Genomic DNA, 17112 nt, shown 5'->3' with positions numbered 1-17112 from the left:
GGAGGCTAACTATTCACAGCCGCCGCAGGCGGCGACTCCCCAGGTCGCCTACCGACGCTCTCGCTCGGGACGTGATCTACGCTCCACCGAACGAGCTATGTCCTCCTGCAAATAGGCCACGCCGCGTCGCCTGCCTAGACTGCCTGCCTTTGACGGACGGCCGCGCGATGCGGCCACCAACGTTGCAAGGAGGAAGTCCCAGTGCAAGCAACGATCTACCGGGCCCTGCTGGCGATGACGCTGGCAACTGCCCTCACCGGCAACGCAACCGGGCAGGATCTTCCGGCATTGCACGAACATGATCCGGCCGCCATCGATACCACCAGCGCGCGCAGCGCCCAGGCTCGTATGGAGGATGCCGATACGGCCTTGGCCTTGAGTGCCGACGGCGCACTGCTCTACGGCAATAGCGCCCTGAAGATGGATGGCTACGAATATTGCAGCCAAGCGGTCGCGTTATCGGAAAAAGGCGAGCTTCGACAAAGTGTTCGTGCTGCCAGCCAGGCGTTGTACCTGGCTCAGCAAAGCAAGGATGAGGAACTACTTGCGCGCGCCTACCGTGATCTGGCTATCGTGTATGGCTACGGCGGCGACTATGAAAAAGCCACGGCTTTTGCGCATGTTGCACTCAGCCATCCGGTGAAAGACCCTGCCCCCATCGTCGGGCCATCACAGAAAGTGCTGGGTGACGCAGCTGCGCACCATGGCGACTATGCACAAGCCATTGCCAGCTACCAGCTCGCGCTGGCCGGAAGTTCCGATCATTACCGCCCCCTGGTGCAGCTCTCGCTGACCAATGCGCTGATCAGCCAGGGCGATACCGTGGCAGCACGCCAGCAACTGGATGGCGTGGACGTGGCAACGCTCGATCCTGCGCTGCTGCCGCAGCGCAAACGTACCGAAGCCCGGTTGCTGCTTGCCGAAAAAAAACCCGCCGATGCATTGGCGCTCTATCGCCAGATGGCCAGCGAAGCCGTCGGTGACGATGCCGGCTACCAGCGATTCTGGGCGCAGAATGGCATCGCCGAGAGCCAGTTGGCCATGGGCGACAAGGTACAGGCCGCCGCGACCTGGTCGCAGGCGCTGAGTGGTCTTGACCAGGTGCGTGCGCAGTTCCATAGCGAGGAATTCAAGATCGGCCTGTTCTCGGATGTGCAGCGGGTATTCGAGCGCGCGATCGATCTTTACTCCCAGATGGGCCAGAGCGCACAAGCCTTCGACCTGTCCGAGCGCAGTCGCGCACGCGCCCTGCTCGACGAGGTGCGCGATCGCGCCAAGCTCCCGGCAACATCGGCCGGCATCGTGCCCGTGGCACAAGTACAACAACAATTGCATCCGGATGAACGGGTTATCGAATTTCACGATCTGCCCGACAGGCTGATCGTCTGGACGGTCAGCCACGATGGACTGCGCGAGCAAAGCTATCCGATCGCGCGCAAGGACCTGATTCGGCTGGTCGACGCATTCCGCAATTCGATTATCGCCGGCAAGCGCAGCGCCGTTGCCGCGGCCGCACAATTTGGCGACCTGCTGGTCAAGCCGCTGGATCTGCCCGACGGCACACGATTGATCGTGGTACCGCATGGCCCTCTGCATTACCTGCCCTTCCAGGCACTGAAGACAGGCGATCACTATCTGATCGAGCAGCATCCAGTTTCGATTACCCCATCGATCAGCATCGCACTGCAATTGATCGACCGTGGCACAACCATGCATGGATCGCTGACCGCCTTCGGCAATCCGGACGTGGCACCTCAATATGCCCTGCCCGGCTCCGAGGCCGAAGTCAAAGCACTGGCGGATGCCTTTCCCGGCACTCAGCTGTTCCTGCATGACCAGGCCACCAAAAGCCGCTTCGAGGCCAATGCTGGCAGGACCTCGCTGATCCACGTTGCCGCACATGCCCAGGCCGACACTATCGATCCGTTGTATTCACGCGTGTTGCTGGCCAATGAAAACGGCAAGGTGAACTTCCTGGAAGCCCACGAAGTCCTTGGCTTGAACCTGGACAAAGTCTCCCTGGTCACCTTGTCGGCTTGCGAATCGGGGCTTGGCCGTGTCGCCAACGGTGATGAGGTGCTGGGGTTCACACGCTCCTTCCTGGCCGCCGGCACCTCTGGGCTGATCGTGTCGCTGTGGCCGGTATCTGACGACTCGACCAAGCTACTGATGTCCACGCTTTATGGCGAACTGGCCAAGGGGCGCGACGTGCAGACCGCCATGCAGCAAGCGCAGCTCGCCGTGCTGCACAGCAAAGACATGGACCATCCATTCTTCTGGGCGCCCTTCGATGTGATTGGCGACTGGCGACTGACTGTGGGAGATCGCCCATGAGCCGCATTGACAGCACGCGGGGATTGCGACGTCTGCCGCTCGCCACCGCCCTGGGCCTGATGACACTGCCGGCCCTGGCCCAAACCGGCACCCAAGGATTGCAGTCACAGGCAACACCCACGCTGCCCGCCCAGAATTCCCAGGCCGCACCGCTGCCACAGCCTCAGCAACTGCCAGCTCAGCCGGCGGTCACCGCGCCGCAAACCCGTTTCGTATTGACCCGGGTCGTGTTCAGCGGCGTGAGTGCGTTGCCCGAGGATCGATTGCAGACATTGGCGGCACCGCATATCGGCAAGCCTGTGACGTTGAGCGATCTCAATGATCTGGCAATCCAGGTCACCCAGGCGTATCGCGCGGCAGGCTATATCTTCGCGACAGCTCTGGTGCCGGTACAAACGGTAAAAGATGGCGTCGTGGAAGTGAGTGTGGTGGAGGGACGCCTGGGCCAGATCAAACTGGACGTGGATCCCAAGGCACCGATCAGCCAGGCACGAGTACGCGCCATGCTGGCCGCGCTGGTTCCAGGACAGGCGCTCAATGGCAAGACATACGAGCGGACCATGTTGCTGCTCTCCGACGTGCCAGGCATCAAGGCGCAATCGGCACTGACGTCGGGCGCCGAGGCAGGCACCACCGACCTGACCGTGAAAATCGCTCGCGCGGCACCGGTCAGCGCATCCATCGGACTTGATGATTACGGCACGCGGGAAGCCGGCACCATGCGCCTGGGTGGCTCACTACGCTGGAACAGCCCCCTGGGATACGGTGACAACCTGGACGCGCGCGCCCTGGTTTCCGAGCATGGCGGCACGGCGTTTGGCCGATTGTCCTATGAAGCGCCACTGGGCCATGACGGCGTACGCGCGGGTGTGGGCGTATCGGAGGTCAGTTACAGCCTGGGCGGCGCCTTCGAGCCGCTGGACGCCATTGGCCTGTCGCGCATCTACGATGCGTCGCTGACCATTCCGGCCATCCGCCAGCGTGACCAGAACTTCTTCATTCGCCTCCTGCTCGATCACAAGGAACTGACCGACCGGCTCCGGGCCGTCGATTACAACTCGCACAAGCAGGTCAATGGCGTGGGTGCCGGTTGGGCCTGGGAGCATCGCGACAGTTTTGGCGGTGGCGGCTATGTCAACAGCAACGGCACGATCTATCGTGGTCACCTGAAGATCGAAGACCCGGCGAACCGTGCCTACGACCAGAGCCCCTACGGCAACCATACCGATGGCGACTTCACAAAGCTGACCTTCCAGGTCTCCCGCTTGCAGGCACTGGGCACCAAGCAAACGCTGTTCGTCGGCCTTGGTGGGCAATGGAGCAATCGCAATCTCGATGCCTCCGAGCAACTCTCGCTGGGTGGCCATGACGCGGTGCGCGCCTATCCGCAAGGCGAAGTGCTCGCCGATCGCGGCCTGGTGGCCAACCTCGAATACCGCTATGAGCTGACGCCGGACATCACGCCATACGTGTTCTATGACGCATCACGCGGCTGGTTGAACAGGCCGCCGCCGGCATTGCACGGAGATCGTCCCATTCGTGCGCTGCGCGGTCCGGGCCTTGGATTGAACTGGTCGCGTCCGGGCAGTTTCACGATCGACCTGACCCTGGCGTGGCGCACTACTGATCGCGCGGTCACCAGTGGTGGCGACAAGAAGCCGCGAGTGTTCTTCCAGTTGCAGAAATTCTTCTGAGCCGTATGCCGGAGCCGCCATGATGACCATGCATCCACGTTCACATCGCACCTTTCCCGTTCGCTTGCGCCGCCCGCTGGCGATGGCCGTCGCACTGGCATTGACGCCCGCCGCATGGGCTCAAAACCTTCCGACCGGATTTTCGCTCAAATATGGCTCGGTCGACACACCGGCCACCAGCGGCAATACGATGACGGTGAAGCAGCGCTCCAACGGCGCCATCATCGAGTGGAACGGCTTCGACATCGCCGCTGGCTATCACGTGGACTTCCAGCAACCGGGTGTCACCAGCGTCGTACTCAATCGTGTCACGGGTGGTAGCACGTCGCAGATCAACGGCATGCTGAGCGCAAACGGCCGCGTATTCGTGGTCAATACGGCTGGCGTGATGTTCGGTCAGGGTGCCCAGGTCAACGTGGGTGGCCTGGTCGCCTCGACGCTGAATATCAGTGACAGCGATTTCGAAACAGGATTGAGCACCGGACACTTCGTATTCAACGGCAGTCCCAGCACCGTCGAAAATGCTGGCCAGATCACGGCGAGCCAAGCGGGGACCGTGGCCTTGCTCAGCGGCACGGTCAACAACAGCGGAACGATCAGCGCTCCAGGCGGCACGATTGCCGTCGGTGGCGGCTCGCAGGTTACGTTGGATATCGGTGGCGATGGTCTGACCCAGTTGACCATCAATACCCCCTTTACCTATGGCAACAACATCACCAACAGTGCAAGCGGCAACATGCAGGCTGACGGTGGCAAGGTTAACTTGAGCACGGACACGCTTACCCTGACGGCAGGCCTTGGCGTAGTGAACCAGCAAGGTGTCGTACAGGCCCGCTCGATGACCGAGCGTGGCGGCGTGATCGAACTGGGTAACTCCGTCAACAGCACCGTCCAGATCACCGGCAGCAACGACACCCGTGCAGTAAGCCAGGGCGTGGCTGGCGGCGACATCTCAGTGCAAGGTAATCACGTTGTCGTCAGCGACGGCGCCAGCTTCAACGCTGGCGGCAATGGCGCGGCCAATGGCAACCTGACCATCGATTCACAGGCCAGCATACTGGTATCAGGAAAAGATACGCTCATCCAGGAGAGTGGCGACGCCACGCTTCAGAACTACACGCTGCTACAGGATAGCGTCCTGGGCGATACGCTCGGCCACGGTACGAACGTGACCATCAATGCCCAGGGCAATCCAGGCAGCCGGGACAGCAGCGGCGTCTATGATGGCTCGATCTGGTTGATGGCCGGTGGCGACTCGGGGACTACGGATGTCAACGGCAACGAGGTTTACTTTGCCGATGCACAGATCGCCAAGAATAACGGCGGCGATGCGCAGCTTACATTCCAGGCCAATCGTAATATCGTGCTGCAACCTGGCAGGAATACAGGCGTAAGCATCCGCTCCAGCAGCGCCGCGCTCGGCTTGGACCTGGATGCAGACAGCCATGGCCTGACCGAGCCAACGCAGGACTTCGGACAGATCGTCAGCGACGAAGCGATCGAAAGCGGTGGCGTGATCCAGATATCGGGTGCCACCATCCGGAGCAACGGTGGCGATGTCAGGCTTTATGGTCAGGGCGATCCGCTCAATGGCCGCGCCGTCGGGGCCGTTACGTATTCGATCATCGATAGCCCAGGCAATCCGGCGAGCTTCGAAATCGATACGAACAATGGTGTCACCCTGAACTATTCCAACATCGATACCGGCGCCGGCAACATCATACTCCGCGGCCAGGCCACGACACTCAATGGCGAGGGCATCGAACCTGGACAGGGTGTCGTCGTCGCCGGCAGCAAACTGACCAGCGGTGCAGGCAACATTTCATTCGACGGCATCGGGGGCACAGGAGGTGCGGGAGTGCAGGTTCGCGACTACCTCGATGCGCGTATTGAATTTGGCCGACTCGGCACACCCTCGATGGTGCAGTCCAGCCAGGGTTCGATTGCGATCACCGGCGTCAGCGGCAATGCCGCAGCCGACGACAACGCTGTCGTCGATGATGTACATGCAGGCGTGGAGATTATAGGCGCATCGCAGGTACTTGCCGGTGGCGCGCTATCGGTAATCGGCCAAGGCGCCGACCTCGCCGCACCACTGGCATATGCCAAGGAAAATGGCCTGTACCAGGCACCTAGCGACGGCATCGACATCGTCGGCGCGACCTTGCAGGCTGGCAGCGGACAGATGCTGATACTTGCAGGCACCGCCGGCTCAGCCGGCACGGGTACGGATGCCGATGGCAACGCGGCAAGTCCTGTTGCGGGTATTCGCATGACCGACATCGCAGCGGCCACGGGCGGCCCGCTTTCGCATCCCGAATTCGACCCGACGGTCGAGGCGGCCGGTGGCTCGGTGACACTGAAGGTCAATGGCGATCTTTACCTGGACCATGGAGACCTCTCGGTAAGCGCCATAGATGGCAACGGCGGCAATCTCGAGATTGAGGCGAATAACCTGCTGCTTGGCACGAACACCCAGGTACTGGCCGATGGCATCCAGGGAGGTCAGATCCATATTCAGGCCGCCAACGTCGGCGCCATGGATGCCACCGTCACCCTCAGCGCGAGTGCCAATGGCGCGAACGGTGACGGCGGCAATATCGTGCTGCTCGGCAACCAGGGGCTCTACGCCTACGGTTCGCTGGCCGCCAATGGTGGCGGCATGAGCGGCAACGGTGGTGCGATCGAAACCTCAGGAAGCGGCGTGGATCTGACGGGACTGCGTATCAGCGCCAATAGCCATGGCGGCAACGCTGGTAGTTGGACAATCGACCCGCAGGACATCACCATCGTTCACGGCGCGGCGACCGGCTCCCTGCCGACCAATCCATTCGCACCGAGCACCGATAGCATCATCCAGGACAGTGACATCAGCCAGGCGCTCAACGCAGGCACCAACGTCACGATCACCAGCCATCGCGCCAACCCGGCGTTTGCCGATTCCGGCAATGTCACCTTCAATCAGGTCGACATCGAGCGCACCGCCGGCACCACACCCGTCACGTTCCAGGTCAACGCCGCGGGCACGATTACCAGCGCGACGGACCCTTCCACTGGCCTGAACATTCCCGGTGGCACCATCGTTTCCAAGGGTGCAGGCCCCTTGAATATCATCTTCAATGCCAACGCCGATAACGGTGGCCATGTCGAATCCGGTGACGGCGGCCCGACCGATGCAGCCGCCTGGGCCGGCTATATCGATCTGGTCGGCATGAACCTGCTGACCAATGGCGGCAACGTACTGATGTATGGGCAGAGCGATCCGGTCAATGGATTTGCCAATGGCAGCCAGGAAGGCATCCATTTCTGGGACGGCAGCATCGACACACGCGTGGGCCAGAGTGATGCTGGCGCGGGCGGCAACGTGATGCTGCGTGGCCTGGCCAACAACAGCATCATTGCAGAGACTGGCATCGACATCAGCGGCACGTCCATCCAGACATCCACCGGCAACATTGCCATGACCGGCGTGGTTACCCTGGGTGACGACGCAGGTATCGGCCTGTCTGGAATGATCGTGGACGATGCGCTGGTACGCACCACGATCACGACGACGTCGGGCAATATCACCTTCAACGGCACCAGCCTGACCACCAACGATGCCGCTCCGAAATTGGGTGTACGCATCGGCGGCCTGAATCCATTGGACGTGAATGGGGGCCCTATCCGCACGGTCCAGGGCGGCGTGGATATCAGCACTCAAAGCGGAAACCTGAGCATCGCCGGGCGTGCGGAGGGTGACGCGACGAAGGCGCTGATCAACACCGGCGTGGAATTGGGTACGGATGTGAATATCAGTAACACCCGTGGCAATACCCTCATCGCCGGCCAGTCGACTATCGGTACGGCGGCTGGCGTGGCCATCGACGGCGGCACGATCATCCAGGCCGGCAGCGGCAATCTGGCGATACTTTCCAGTAACAATGGCAATGGTGATGCGCTGGTCATCAACGGCGATATCTCCGGTACGGGCGCGGTGGATCTGCGTCCCGGCGGCGTGGATGCCGCTGGCAATATCACCGAGTCACCGAACACCGCCATCCTGATCGGCAACGGCAACGGCTTCGCCGTGGGCGCCACCGATCTTGGCCATATCGATGCGGGCACCCTGGTCATCGGTAGCGACATCCATCGTGGCGACATTACCGTCACGGGCCCCGTCGCTTATGATCACGATCTCACGCTGGAAAACGGCTCCGGCGGTGACATCACCATAAACGGCGCAGTCAATGTCGCCGCGCATACACTGGGGCTGATCAGCCAAGGCAACATCACCCAGTCGGCGCCACTGACAGCCGGTTCATTGCTGGCGCAATCGACAACGGGCAACGTCGATCTGACTGACCCGGGCAACGCCATATCGGCCGATACGGTGGCAGGCTCGTCGAACGGCGACTTCCGTGTCGTCAATGCCGGCACGGTAGGCATCGGCAACGTCAGCGCCAACGGCTTCAGCGCGACCTCTGGTACCGCCACAGCGCTTGCCGGATCAGGCATCCGCGCCACCGATGTTCTGGTGCAAGCGGTCAACGGTGACATGCACCTGGGCGCCGATGTCGTCGGCCACACGATCGTCCTTGCCAGCAGCGGCATCTTCGACAACAACGGCGGCAACCTGATAGCCAGCGGACGCTGGCAGGTCTGGGGCAGCAGTTGGGTGGGAGAGGACCGCAATGGACTGGCCGGCAGCGGCAACCTGCCGAACATCTACGGTTGCACCTATGGCGGCGCCTGCCTGGTCACACCATCCAGTACCGGCAACCAGTTCATCTACACCGCCCGGCCGACCATCACCGTCGATATCGCCAACAGCACCCGCGAATATGGCGCAGCCAACGACACGATCCAGTACACCGTGAACGGCCTGGTATTGGGTGATCAGGCAAACAGTGTGCTTGCCGGCGCCACCTTGACCGATGCCACCCAGGCAAGCCATGTCGGCAACTACCAGCTAGGCGGCAACTTCACATCGCCTGCTGGTTACCAGGTGACCATCAATCCTGGAACACTCACGGTCACGCCGGCGACGCTTACCTATATCGCCGATTCGAAGCAGCGCACAGTAGGCACGCCCAATGGCACCCTCAGCGGCACGGTGACCGGTTTTCGTAATGGCGATACGCTCGACACCGCCACCACAGGAACATTGCAGTTTGTATCTCCGGCGGATTCGAACTCGCCAACAGGTCGCTACGCGATCTTTGGCCAGGGATTGTTCGCGCAGAACTATGTCTTCGTACAGGCCCCTGGCGACCTTACCGCCCTGGCAATCATGCCGCCGATGCAGACCTACGCATTCGACCTGATTGAAAATACGCCGGTCACCTACCTGTACGATCGCAACTTCGGCATGGTCGGCCTATGCCCAGCAACAGACCTCACCGCCGACGGTCGCGAACAAAATGGTGACGTACTGGCCCGCCAGTGGTCGCGCGTGCGATCACGGCCAAACCTGGCCAATTGCGTCTCCACCAAGCAGAAGAACAGTTGCGGCGACTTCTGATTCCAGCGCTGGAATCCAATATCTGCCTCTCCATCACCGCCACATACGTCCCGGCTTTTGCCGGGACGACGGCCAGATGAAGGCTTTCGAGGTCCCAGAAAGGGTCCTTGCGAAATCCGCACAACTCAAGGGCGCCGCTTAATCTTGCGCGAAGCTTGCTCGCGCATTCACATCTATGCGCGTTTTGCGAACTGATCGAAAAATCAAGCATGGTGCAATGCACATGCATTGATTTTTTTATTTCTCTATCAACCCTGATTTAAAAATCGGCACCTGATCACAATTCTCAAATGTGCCAATATCGTCAATTACTGGAAAATCCCATTCATCATTGTCAATACAACGTATAAAGAAAGTATCGGCTGTAACAATCCATGCCATCAGTCAAGCGACCGATATCCCAATCCTATGCCGAAGTCACCTGTATACATTTCACTTTTCGATACAACTCGTTTCAGTCACGACGATAATCATGGCAATCATCGCAACTTGTTACGCAAGCTATAAGCTTATGCTTCTCGAATTACGGGGTTGACAGTCCCCAGGGCGAACTTTAGCCTTGGCCGCGATTTTACAGACGTAATTCGTTGATTTACCCCTATTGCGCGCAACCCTGGACGCCTGGCGCCAGCGTAGTCGTGTGCCATCGGTAGTTACGGAGTTCTGTGCCATGAATAAGCAGTGGTTGCGGTCAAACCGCAGGTTTGAGTGTGCGCAAAATCCGCCACAAATAACCATCAAATCATTGAAATACAGACATTTCCTTGAATTTTTCGCATCCACTACCTATGCATGCTCATTCAGCCATCGAATTCGCCTTCGAGGCCTTGGAAAATGAGCTCCGGCTTTCGCAAGCACCGCTTCTCAAGTGATATCACAGCCCAGGCCAATGCACTGTGCCAATTGGATAACTGGCATGGCCCCCTGGCTGTTCTACAGGACTTCTTGATTATCGGCCTCTCCATAGCTGCCTGTTATGCAGCGGGCTGGGTTCTTTATCCCCTTGCGGTGATTGTCATTGGCTCACGCCAGCGCGCATTGGCAACGATCGTTCACGAGGCTGCCCATAGCACCCTTACCCAAAGCAGGACCCTTTCTCGATTATTGGGCACGTTTTTCAGTGGTTATCTGATCTTTTCCACCTTGAGCGCCTATCGCCGCTCCCATGTTTCCGGGCACCACGGCCGATTTGGTGATCGCGACCATGATCATGACTATCGGTACATGTTCGGCAAGGGCATTTATTCGCTCGAAAATCGTCGACAGGTACTGATTGAGCTGATCTTGCGCCCGTTGCTGCTTGGCAATGTGCTCAGCTACCTGATCTACCTGGTGAAGGCGCGAAGCTTCAGTGCCTCCAATCGCGTCGAGCGCCTGGACAACTTCGTGTTGATTGCCTATTGGGGCCTGATCGTCGCGGTGTCGTGGTACGCAGGACTGCTGGTGCCGTTGCTGCTCTTCTGGCTGGTGCCGTTCCTGACTTCATTCCAGATCATCGGCTGGTTCATCGAACTGGCTGAACATGGGCCGTTGATGCACAACGGCGTGGACTTGCACATGACTCGAAATCGCCACAGCCATTGGCTGGAACTGGCTCTTACGGGCATGCACGGCGAGAACTATCACCTGGCCCATCATCTGCGCCCGCGCGTGCCGTTCTGGCGCATGGCCGAACTGCACCAGATCCTGCTGCGCGACCCCGAATATCGCCAATGGGATGCACAGTGCGGCGGCATCTTCGCATCGCGCAACGGCGCACCCTCGGTAGTGGCCATGCTTTATCGACGCTGCGCCACCTGAATCCGCACGTGCCAGAAACCCAACTGCACGTCCTTAGCCGAAACACGGAGTCTTCGATGGCTGCCTCACCGACCGACCTTGGCCTCAACACCAACATCATGGATACGTGGCTGGTCGAAAACGATCACAAAGTCCGCATCAACCTGGGCGAAAGCCACGTCACGGATCTTGATCTGGCGCAAGCAATAACACCCGCATCCGAGCTGGCGACACTCGGCGACACGTCCCTGGGCAACAACAGCACCTGGGGCTCACAACGCCTGCGCGAGGCGATTGCGTCGACGTATCCCGGTGTCGATCCCGATCAGATCCTGGTGACCGCCGGGGTATCCGAGGCCATCGTCGCACTGAGCGCCGCGCACAACCGGCCTGGCGCCAACATGGTCATTCCCGTACCGGCGTTTCATGCGCTGATGGACGTACCGAAGATGTTCGGCATGGCAGTGCGCGAGGTCCCGCTCGTACCGTCGCGGGATTTCCGCCTGCCAGCGGCCGAGGTGATCGCAGCCATCGACGAAGACACCAGCTTCGTGCTGCTCAACAGTCCGCATAACCCGACTGGCATGGTGTATCGAGCACAGGACGTCATGGCCATTGCCGATACGGCAGCCGATGTCGGTGCCGTGGTCGTGGTCGATGAGCACTATCGCTACTTGCCGGGCAGTCCCACAGACCTGTGGGTGACATCGGCTATCGGTCTGCGCCCCAACGTGGTGACCTTCGGCTCACTCGGCAAGTGCTTTGGCTGCACCGGGCTTCGCGTGGGCTGGATCATTGCTGAGCCCGAGCTTATCGCGCGTTATCACCATTTCAAGCTGCTGGTCACGCACACGATCTCGCCCCTCAGCGATCGCATTGCCACCATCTTGCTTGAGCAACGCGAACATCACCTGTCCGCCACCGTCGCGCAGATTCACGCCAACCTCGGCCGCCTGGAACAGACCCAGGCACGCTGTCCCGACACACTGACGCTTTACCGGCCAGATGCCGGCAGCACGGCCTTCATTGGACTGCCCACCGTCGGCGACACATTTGCCTTCGCACAACGCTTGCTTGACGAGACCGGCGTACTGATCCTGCCTGGAGAGAGCTTCGAACTCCCGGGCTTTGCACGCATGCGACTTGGCATCGATAGCGATTTATTCGACCAGGCATGCCAGGCATTGGAGCAGTTGCTGCTTCGTCATCGCGCCGATCACATCGCCTTGCGCGACATCCATACCAAGGAATCCGTCCATGCAGACTAATCCATTTGAAAACAACGATGCCATGTTCCTGGCCTTGCGCAATGACGAAGGCCAGTACTCGCTGTGGCCGCAGTTCGCCGACGTCCCGGCGGGCTGGGAAGTCCGTTTCGGACCGGATAGCCGGCAGGCCTGCCTGACTCATATCGAAGAGCAGTGGCAGGACATGCGCCCGGCAAGCCTGGTACGCGCGATGGCCGCGCACTGAGATCGCTTCGTCCACGCCCCAAGGCGCTCAGCCCTGCGTGACGTCACCGCACGAAGGGTTTCCATGAACACCGAGACCGCATAATGACCAAGCACGAACCGCTCGCTTCGCTTTCGCCGACGCCCGAACAACGGCATGTGCAGTATTGGCGCGAATCATTGCTTGGTATGCCCGAAGCCATGCCTTTGCCGACGGACCGCCCACGCACACTAAGCCATGATGGCGTGCGTGGCTGGTTTGCGGTGGCGCTCGATGGGACGTGGCTCGGTCAGCTTCCGATGTTGCACGCAGCCCTGTCGCAAGTGGTGAGCGCGGCATTGGCCGTGACGCTATCGGCGTCAGGGGCCGGCCAGGACATCGTGCTTGGTATCGACCAGGAGGGAGGGGGTCGCCTGATACGGTTCCCACCGATTGCGTCGGCAACGTTCGCCCAGTTGGCCGCCCATGCCGTGCAATGGGACAGGGCAGCCGTCACCACGGGTGGCGACTTGCGATTGGGGGCGCTCACGGAAGCCTTGTTGACCGATACGTACCCTGATGACCGCTCGCTCGCGCAGGTGCTGCTTCAGATCGGCGATGCGCGATTCACGGACCAGTATTTCGAGCTGATATTCCGTTTCGAGACACGCCAGGATGGGTGCCTGGAAGGAGGCATCGACTACGACGCCAACCTGTTTGATCCGGCGAGTATCGAAGCGATAGCGCAGCGGCTGCAATGTGTCCTGGATCGATGTGCCACGGAGCACCAGCGCCCGACATGGCAGCTGGATCTGCTTACTGCGAGCGAACGCGAGCGCGTGATGATCGACTGGAACACCAACGACCTCGCCTTGCCTGATATGACGCTTGCCGAATCGTTCGAGCAAGTGGCCGCACTCACGCCGGATGCCGCCGCCGTCGTCATGGGCGACGCACGGCTGGACTATGCCACCTTGAATGATCGCGCCAACCAGTTGGCATCGCTGCTCGCCTCGCGCGGCCTCGGCGCCGAGCATCGGATCGCCGTGGCGTTGCCGCGCTCGCTGGACGCGGTGATCGCGTTACTGGCCACGTTGAAAATGGGTGCGGCATATTTGCCGCTGGATCCTGAATATCCCGCCCATCGGCTCAAGCACATGATGGACGATGCCAGGCCAGCCTGCCTGCTGACCCATGCATCCCTGTTCGACGCACTGGCACCGTCGATACCTGCGCTGTGCCTGGATGACCAGGCCTCGTTGCAAGAGCTTGCCGCGCATGCCACCGAGCGCTTTGCCCCGGCGCCATCGAGCCGCGTGGAACGTGATGCACGCCTGACCTTCATCATCTACACGTCCGGTTCCACCGGCCGTCCCAAGGGGGTCGGCCTGGAGCAGCGTTCCCTCCATGCCTATCTGCAATGGGCGGTCCGCTTCTACCGCATCGCGCCAGGCTCACTGTGTCCAGTGGCCACATCGCTGTCTTTCGACGGCTTCATCCTCAGTATCCTGCTGCCGTTATGGTCCGGCGCCACGGTCGAGTTTTCCCGGGATGCGGGCGCGGTGGACCTGTTGCTGGATAACGTCCAGGATGCCCGGCGCGCAGGTTTTCTCAACAGCACGCCCAGCCACCTGAGCTACCTGCTCTCGCGTATCCCGCGTGATCGCATCGGTTTCCTCGCCGAGGTATTGGCCACGGGCGGCGAAGCACTCAGTGCATCGGCCGCGGCCATACTCAAGGACAGCGTACCGGCCACGCGACTGGTCAACGACTATGGTCCCACCGAGGCGACGGTTTCCAGCACGGTGTATGACGTATTCGCCGAGCCGGACACACCCTGGGGCCATGTACCCATCGGACGCCCCATCGCCAACACACGCATCTACATCCTGGACGAATATCTTCGTCTGGCGCCACCAGGAGTGCCCGGCGAGCTCTACATCGCTGGAGCAGGCCTGGCTCGCGGCTATCTTGATCGAACTGGATTGACCGCCGAACGATTTGTCGCCTGCCCGTTCGGCCCCGACGGCGAGCGCATGTATCGGACGGGCGATATTGCCCGCTGGAATCATCGCGGCGTAGTGGAAATCGCCGGACGCTCGGACCAGCAAGTGAAGGTGCGTGGCTTTCGCGTGGAACCAGGCGAAGTCGCCGCCGCCCTGGTGGCGCAGCAGGGCGTCGAGGACGCCGTGGTGGTCGCGCGAGGCGATCGCGACGGCTTCAAGCGCCTGGTCGGCTATGTCGTCGCTGGCGAGCATGCCTGGGCGCCGGAGGCCGACGAAGATGTAGTTGCCAGTTGGGACACCCTGAACGAGCGCCTGTATGTAGAACCGGTGGATTACCGCGAACAGGACGAGTTCTGGGGCTGGGACAGCAGCTATAGCGGCGAACCCCTGCCAACTGAAGAAATGCGTGAATGGCAGGCCCAGACCTGCCAGCGCATCCTGGAATTGAAGCCGCGGCGCCTGTTGGAAATCGGCGTGGGTGACGGCCTGATCCTTCAGCACGTCGCGTCGGCCTGCCAGGAATACTGGGGCACCGACCTGTCCACCGACGTGATCACCTACTGCACGCATCGCCTGAAATCGCGATCGGACCTGGATGGCAAGGTCAACCTGCGTGTGCAGGAGGCCAACCAGGCCGGTGACCTGCCATTGGGTTACTTCGACACCATCGTGATGAACTCCGTGTCGATGTACTTTCCCAACGAAGCCTATCTTGAGCAGGTGATCGCCGTGGCCTGCCGCCTGCTCGCTCCCGGCGGGCGGTTCTTCATCGGCGATGTGCGCAACCTGAGCAGGCATCGCCTGTTCTGCTCAAGCATCGAGATCACCCGGGCATCCGATGACGTGCCAGCCGATGACATGCTTGGCCGCATCGAGCGCAATCGCTACTTCGAGGAAGAATTGCTGGTCGATCCGCGCTTTTTCCATGGCATTGGCGAAAAATTCCCGCAGATTCGCACCACGGATATCCAGCTCAAGCGCGGCCGGGCTTCGAACGAACTGACGCGACACCGCTATGACGTGGTGCTGCATCTGGATGGCAGCGAGCTGACCTCATTCGCGCAGGCGCGAACCATTACCTGGACCAGCCGCATGGATTCCATCGATGCACTGGTCGAACAGCTCGATCTTGTCGATGAAAGCCTCATGCGTGTGACCGGCCTGCCATATCGCCGGCTATCGGGCGAGATCGCCGCACTGCAGGCACTCGAACAGCGCGGCACGCTTGCCATGGCCAAGGCTGCACTCGATGACGCCACCGACGATCCCCTTGCCGCCCTGGTCGTAACGGCCGATGCGCTACCCGGATATCGCCACTGGCTCGTACCGACCGACAACATGGATGCTGGCCGTTACGACCTGCTGGTCGCCCGAATCGTCGATCAGCGGCATATCCAGCCTTGCGATGGATTCCAGGTGCAGACACCCACATCACGCATGGCCAATCGACTGCACTCGCGGCGCCTCGCTGGCAAGTTCGGCGAATCGCTGCGGCATGCACTGGCCAGGCAACTACCCGACTATATGGTGCCCAGCGCCATCGTCATGCTCGACCGCCTGCCACTCACGCCCAATGGCAAGCTCGACCAACGCCTGCTGCCGCCACCGGAATTCACCTCCCATGGCGGACGCACACCACGCAGCGCGCAGGAACACATCATCGCCGGCATTTTCTGCACGGTACTCGGGCTTCCTTTCGTCAGCATCGATGACAGCTTCTTCGACCTGGGGGGTCACTCGTTGCTCGCCACGCGCCTGGTCAGCCAGATCCGCGCGAGCTTTGGCGCCGAACTGGCCATACGCGACGTATTCCAATCGCCAACCGTCGCCACGCTGGCACAGCGACTGGACCACGCACAGCAGGCTCGCCCCGCGCTGCGTGCGATGCCCCGACCGGACGCATTGCCGCTTTCGTACGCACAGAACCGCCTGTGGTTCCTGCATCGCCTGGAAGGCTCCAGTGCTACGTATAACGTGCCATTTGCGGTAAGACTGCGCGGCGAGCTGGACACTCACGCACTGGAACTGGCGTTGGCCGATCTGGTCGAGCGACATGAAAGCCTGCGCACCCTTTTCCAGGAAGCATCTACCGTCACCTCGCAGCGAGTGCTTCCCGTCGAGCAGGCTGGCTTGCGTCTGCATCTTGAGACCTGCCATCCCCAAGAGCTTAATGACACGATTCGCCGCATCGGCAGCCACGCATTCCAGCTCGACCGGGACATCCCCATCATCGGCAGCCTGCTGCGACTGGACGCAGACGAACATGTGCTGGTCGTGGTGATCCACCATATCGCCGCCGATGGCTGGTCGCTGTTGCCGCTGTGGCGTGACCTGGAGCGTGCCTACATCGCCCGCAGCAAGGGTA

At 60.9% G+C, this 17112-nt stretch carries 7 protein-coding genes; all 7 read left to right on the top strand.

Annotated features, from left to right (window positions below; all coding sequences use genetic code 11):
• Positions 1-201 precede the first annotated feature (201 nt).
• The gene (locus tag VF436_RS12325) at positions 202-2334 is read left to right on the top strand and encodes a CHAT domain-containing protein (protein WP_330904326.1); all 2133 of its coding nucleotides are present in this window, start codon (positions 202-204) and stop codon (positions 2332-2334) included.
• Positions 2331-4028, top strand: a complete 1698-nt coding sequence (locus VF436_RS12320; protein ID WP_330904325.1) for a ShlB/FhaC/HecB family hemolysin secretion/activation protein — start codon at positions 2331-2333, stop codon at positions 4026-4028. Before VF436_RS12325 ends, VF436_RS12320 begins: the two co-directional genes overlap by 4 nt.
• A gap of 19 nt (positions 4029-4047) precedes the next feature.
• On the top strand, positions 4048-9531 hold the full coding sequence (locus VF436_RS12315; RefSeq protein ID WP_330904324.1) for a beta strand repeat-containing protein: 5484 nt from the start codon (positions 4048-4050) through the stop codon (positions 9529-9531).
• 792 nt (positions 9532-10323) lie between these two features.
• Entirely contained in the window at positions 10324-11331 is a 1008-nt protein-coding gene (gene gntB, locus VF436_RS12310) for a guanitoxin biosynthesis L-arginine gamma (S) hydroxylase (protein ID WP_330904323.1), read from the top strand.
• 56 nt (positions 11332-11387) lie between these two features.
• Positions 11388-12578, top strand: a complete 1191-nt coding sequence (locus tag VF436_RS12305; protein WP_330904322.1) for a pyridoxal phosphate-dependent aminotransferase — start codon at positions 11388-11390, stop codon at positions 12576-12578.
• Positions 12568-12783, top strand: coding sequence for an MbtH family protein (locus tag VF436_RS12300; protein ID WP_330904321.1), 216 nt, complete (start codon positions 12568-12570; stop codon positions 12781-12783). The genes VF436_RS12305 and VF436_RS12300 overlap by 11 nt, the downstream gene beginning before the upstream one ends.
• 83 nt (positions 12784-12866) lie before the next feature.
• Positions 12867-17112: amino acid adenylation domain-containing protein (locus VF436_RS12295; protein WP_330904320.1), on the top strand; the 4246-nt coding region annotated here is incomplete at its 3' end.

It is taken from the genome of Dyella sp. (assembly GCF_036384435.1).
GTDB lineage: Bacteria > Pseudomonadota > Gammaproteobacteria > Xanthomonadales > Rhodanobacteraceae > GSA-30.
This window is presented reverse-complemented; position numbering and strand designations above follow the sequence as displayed.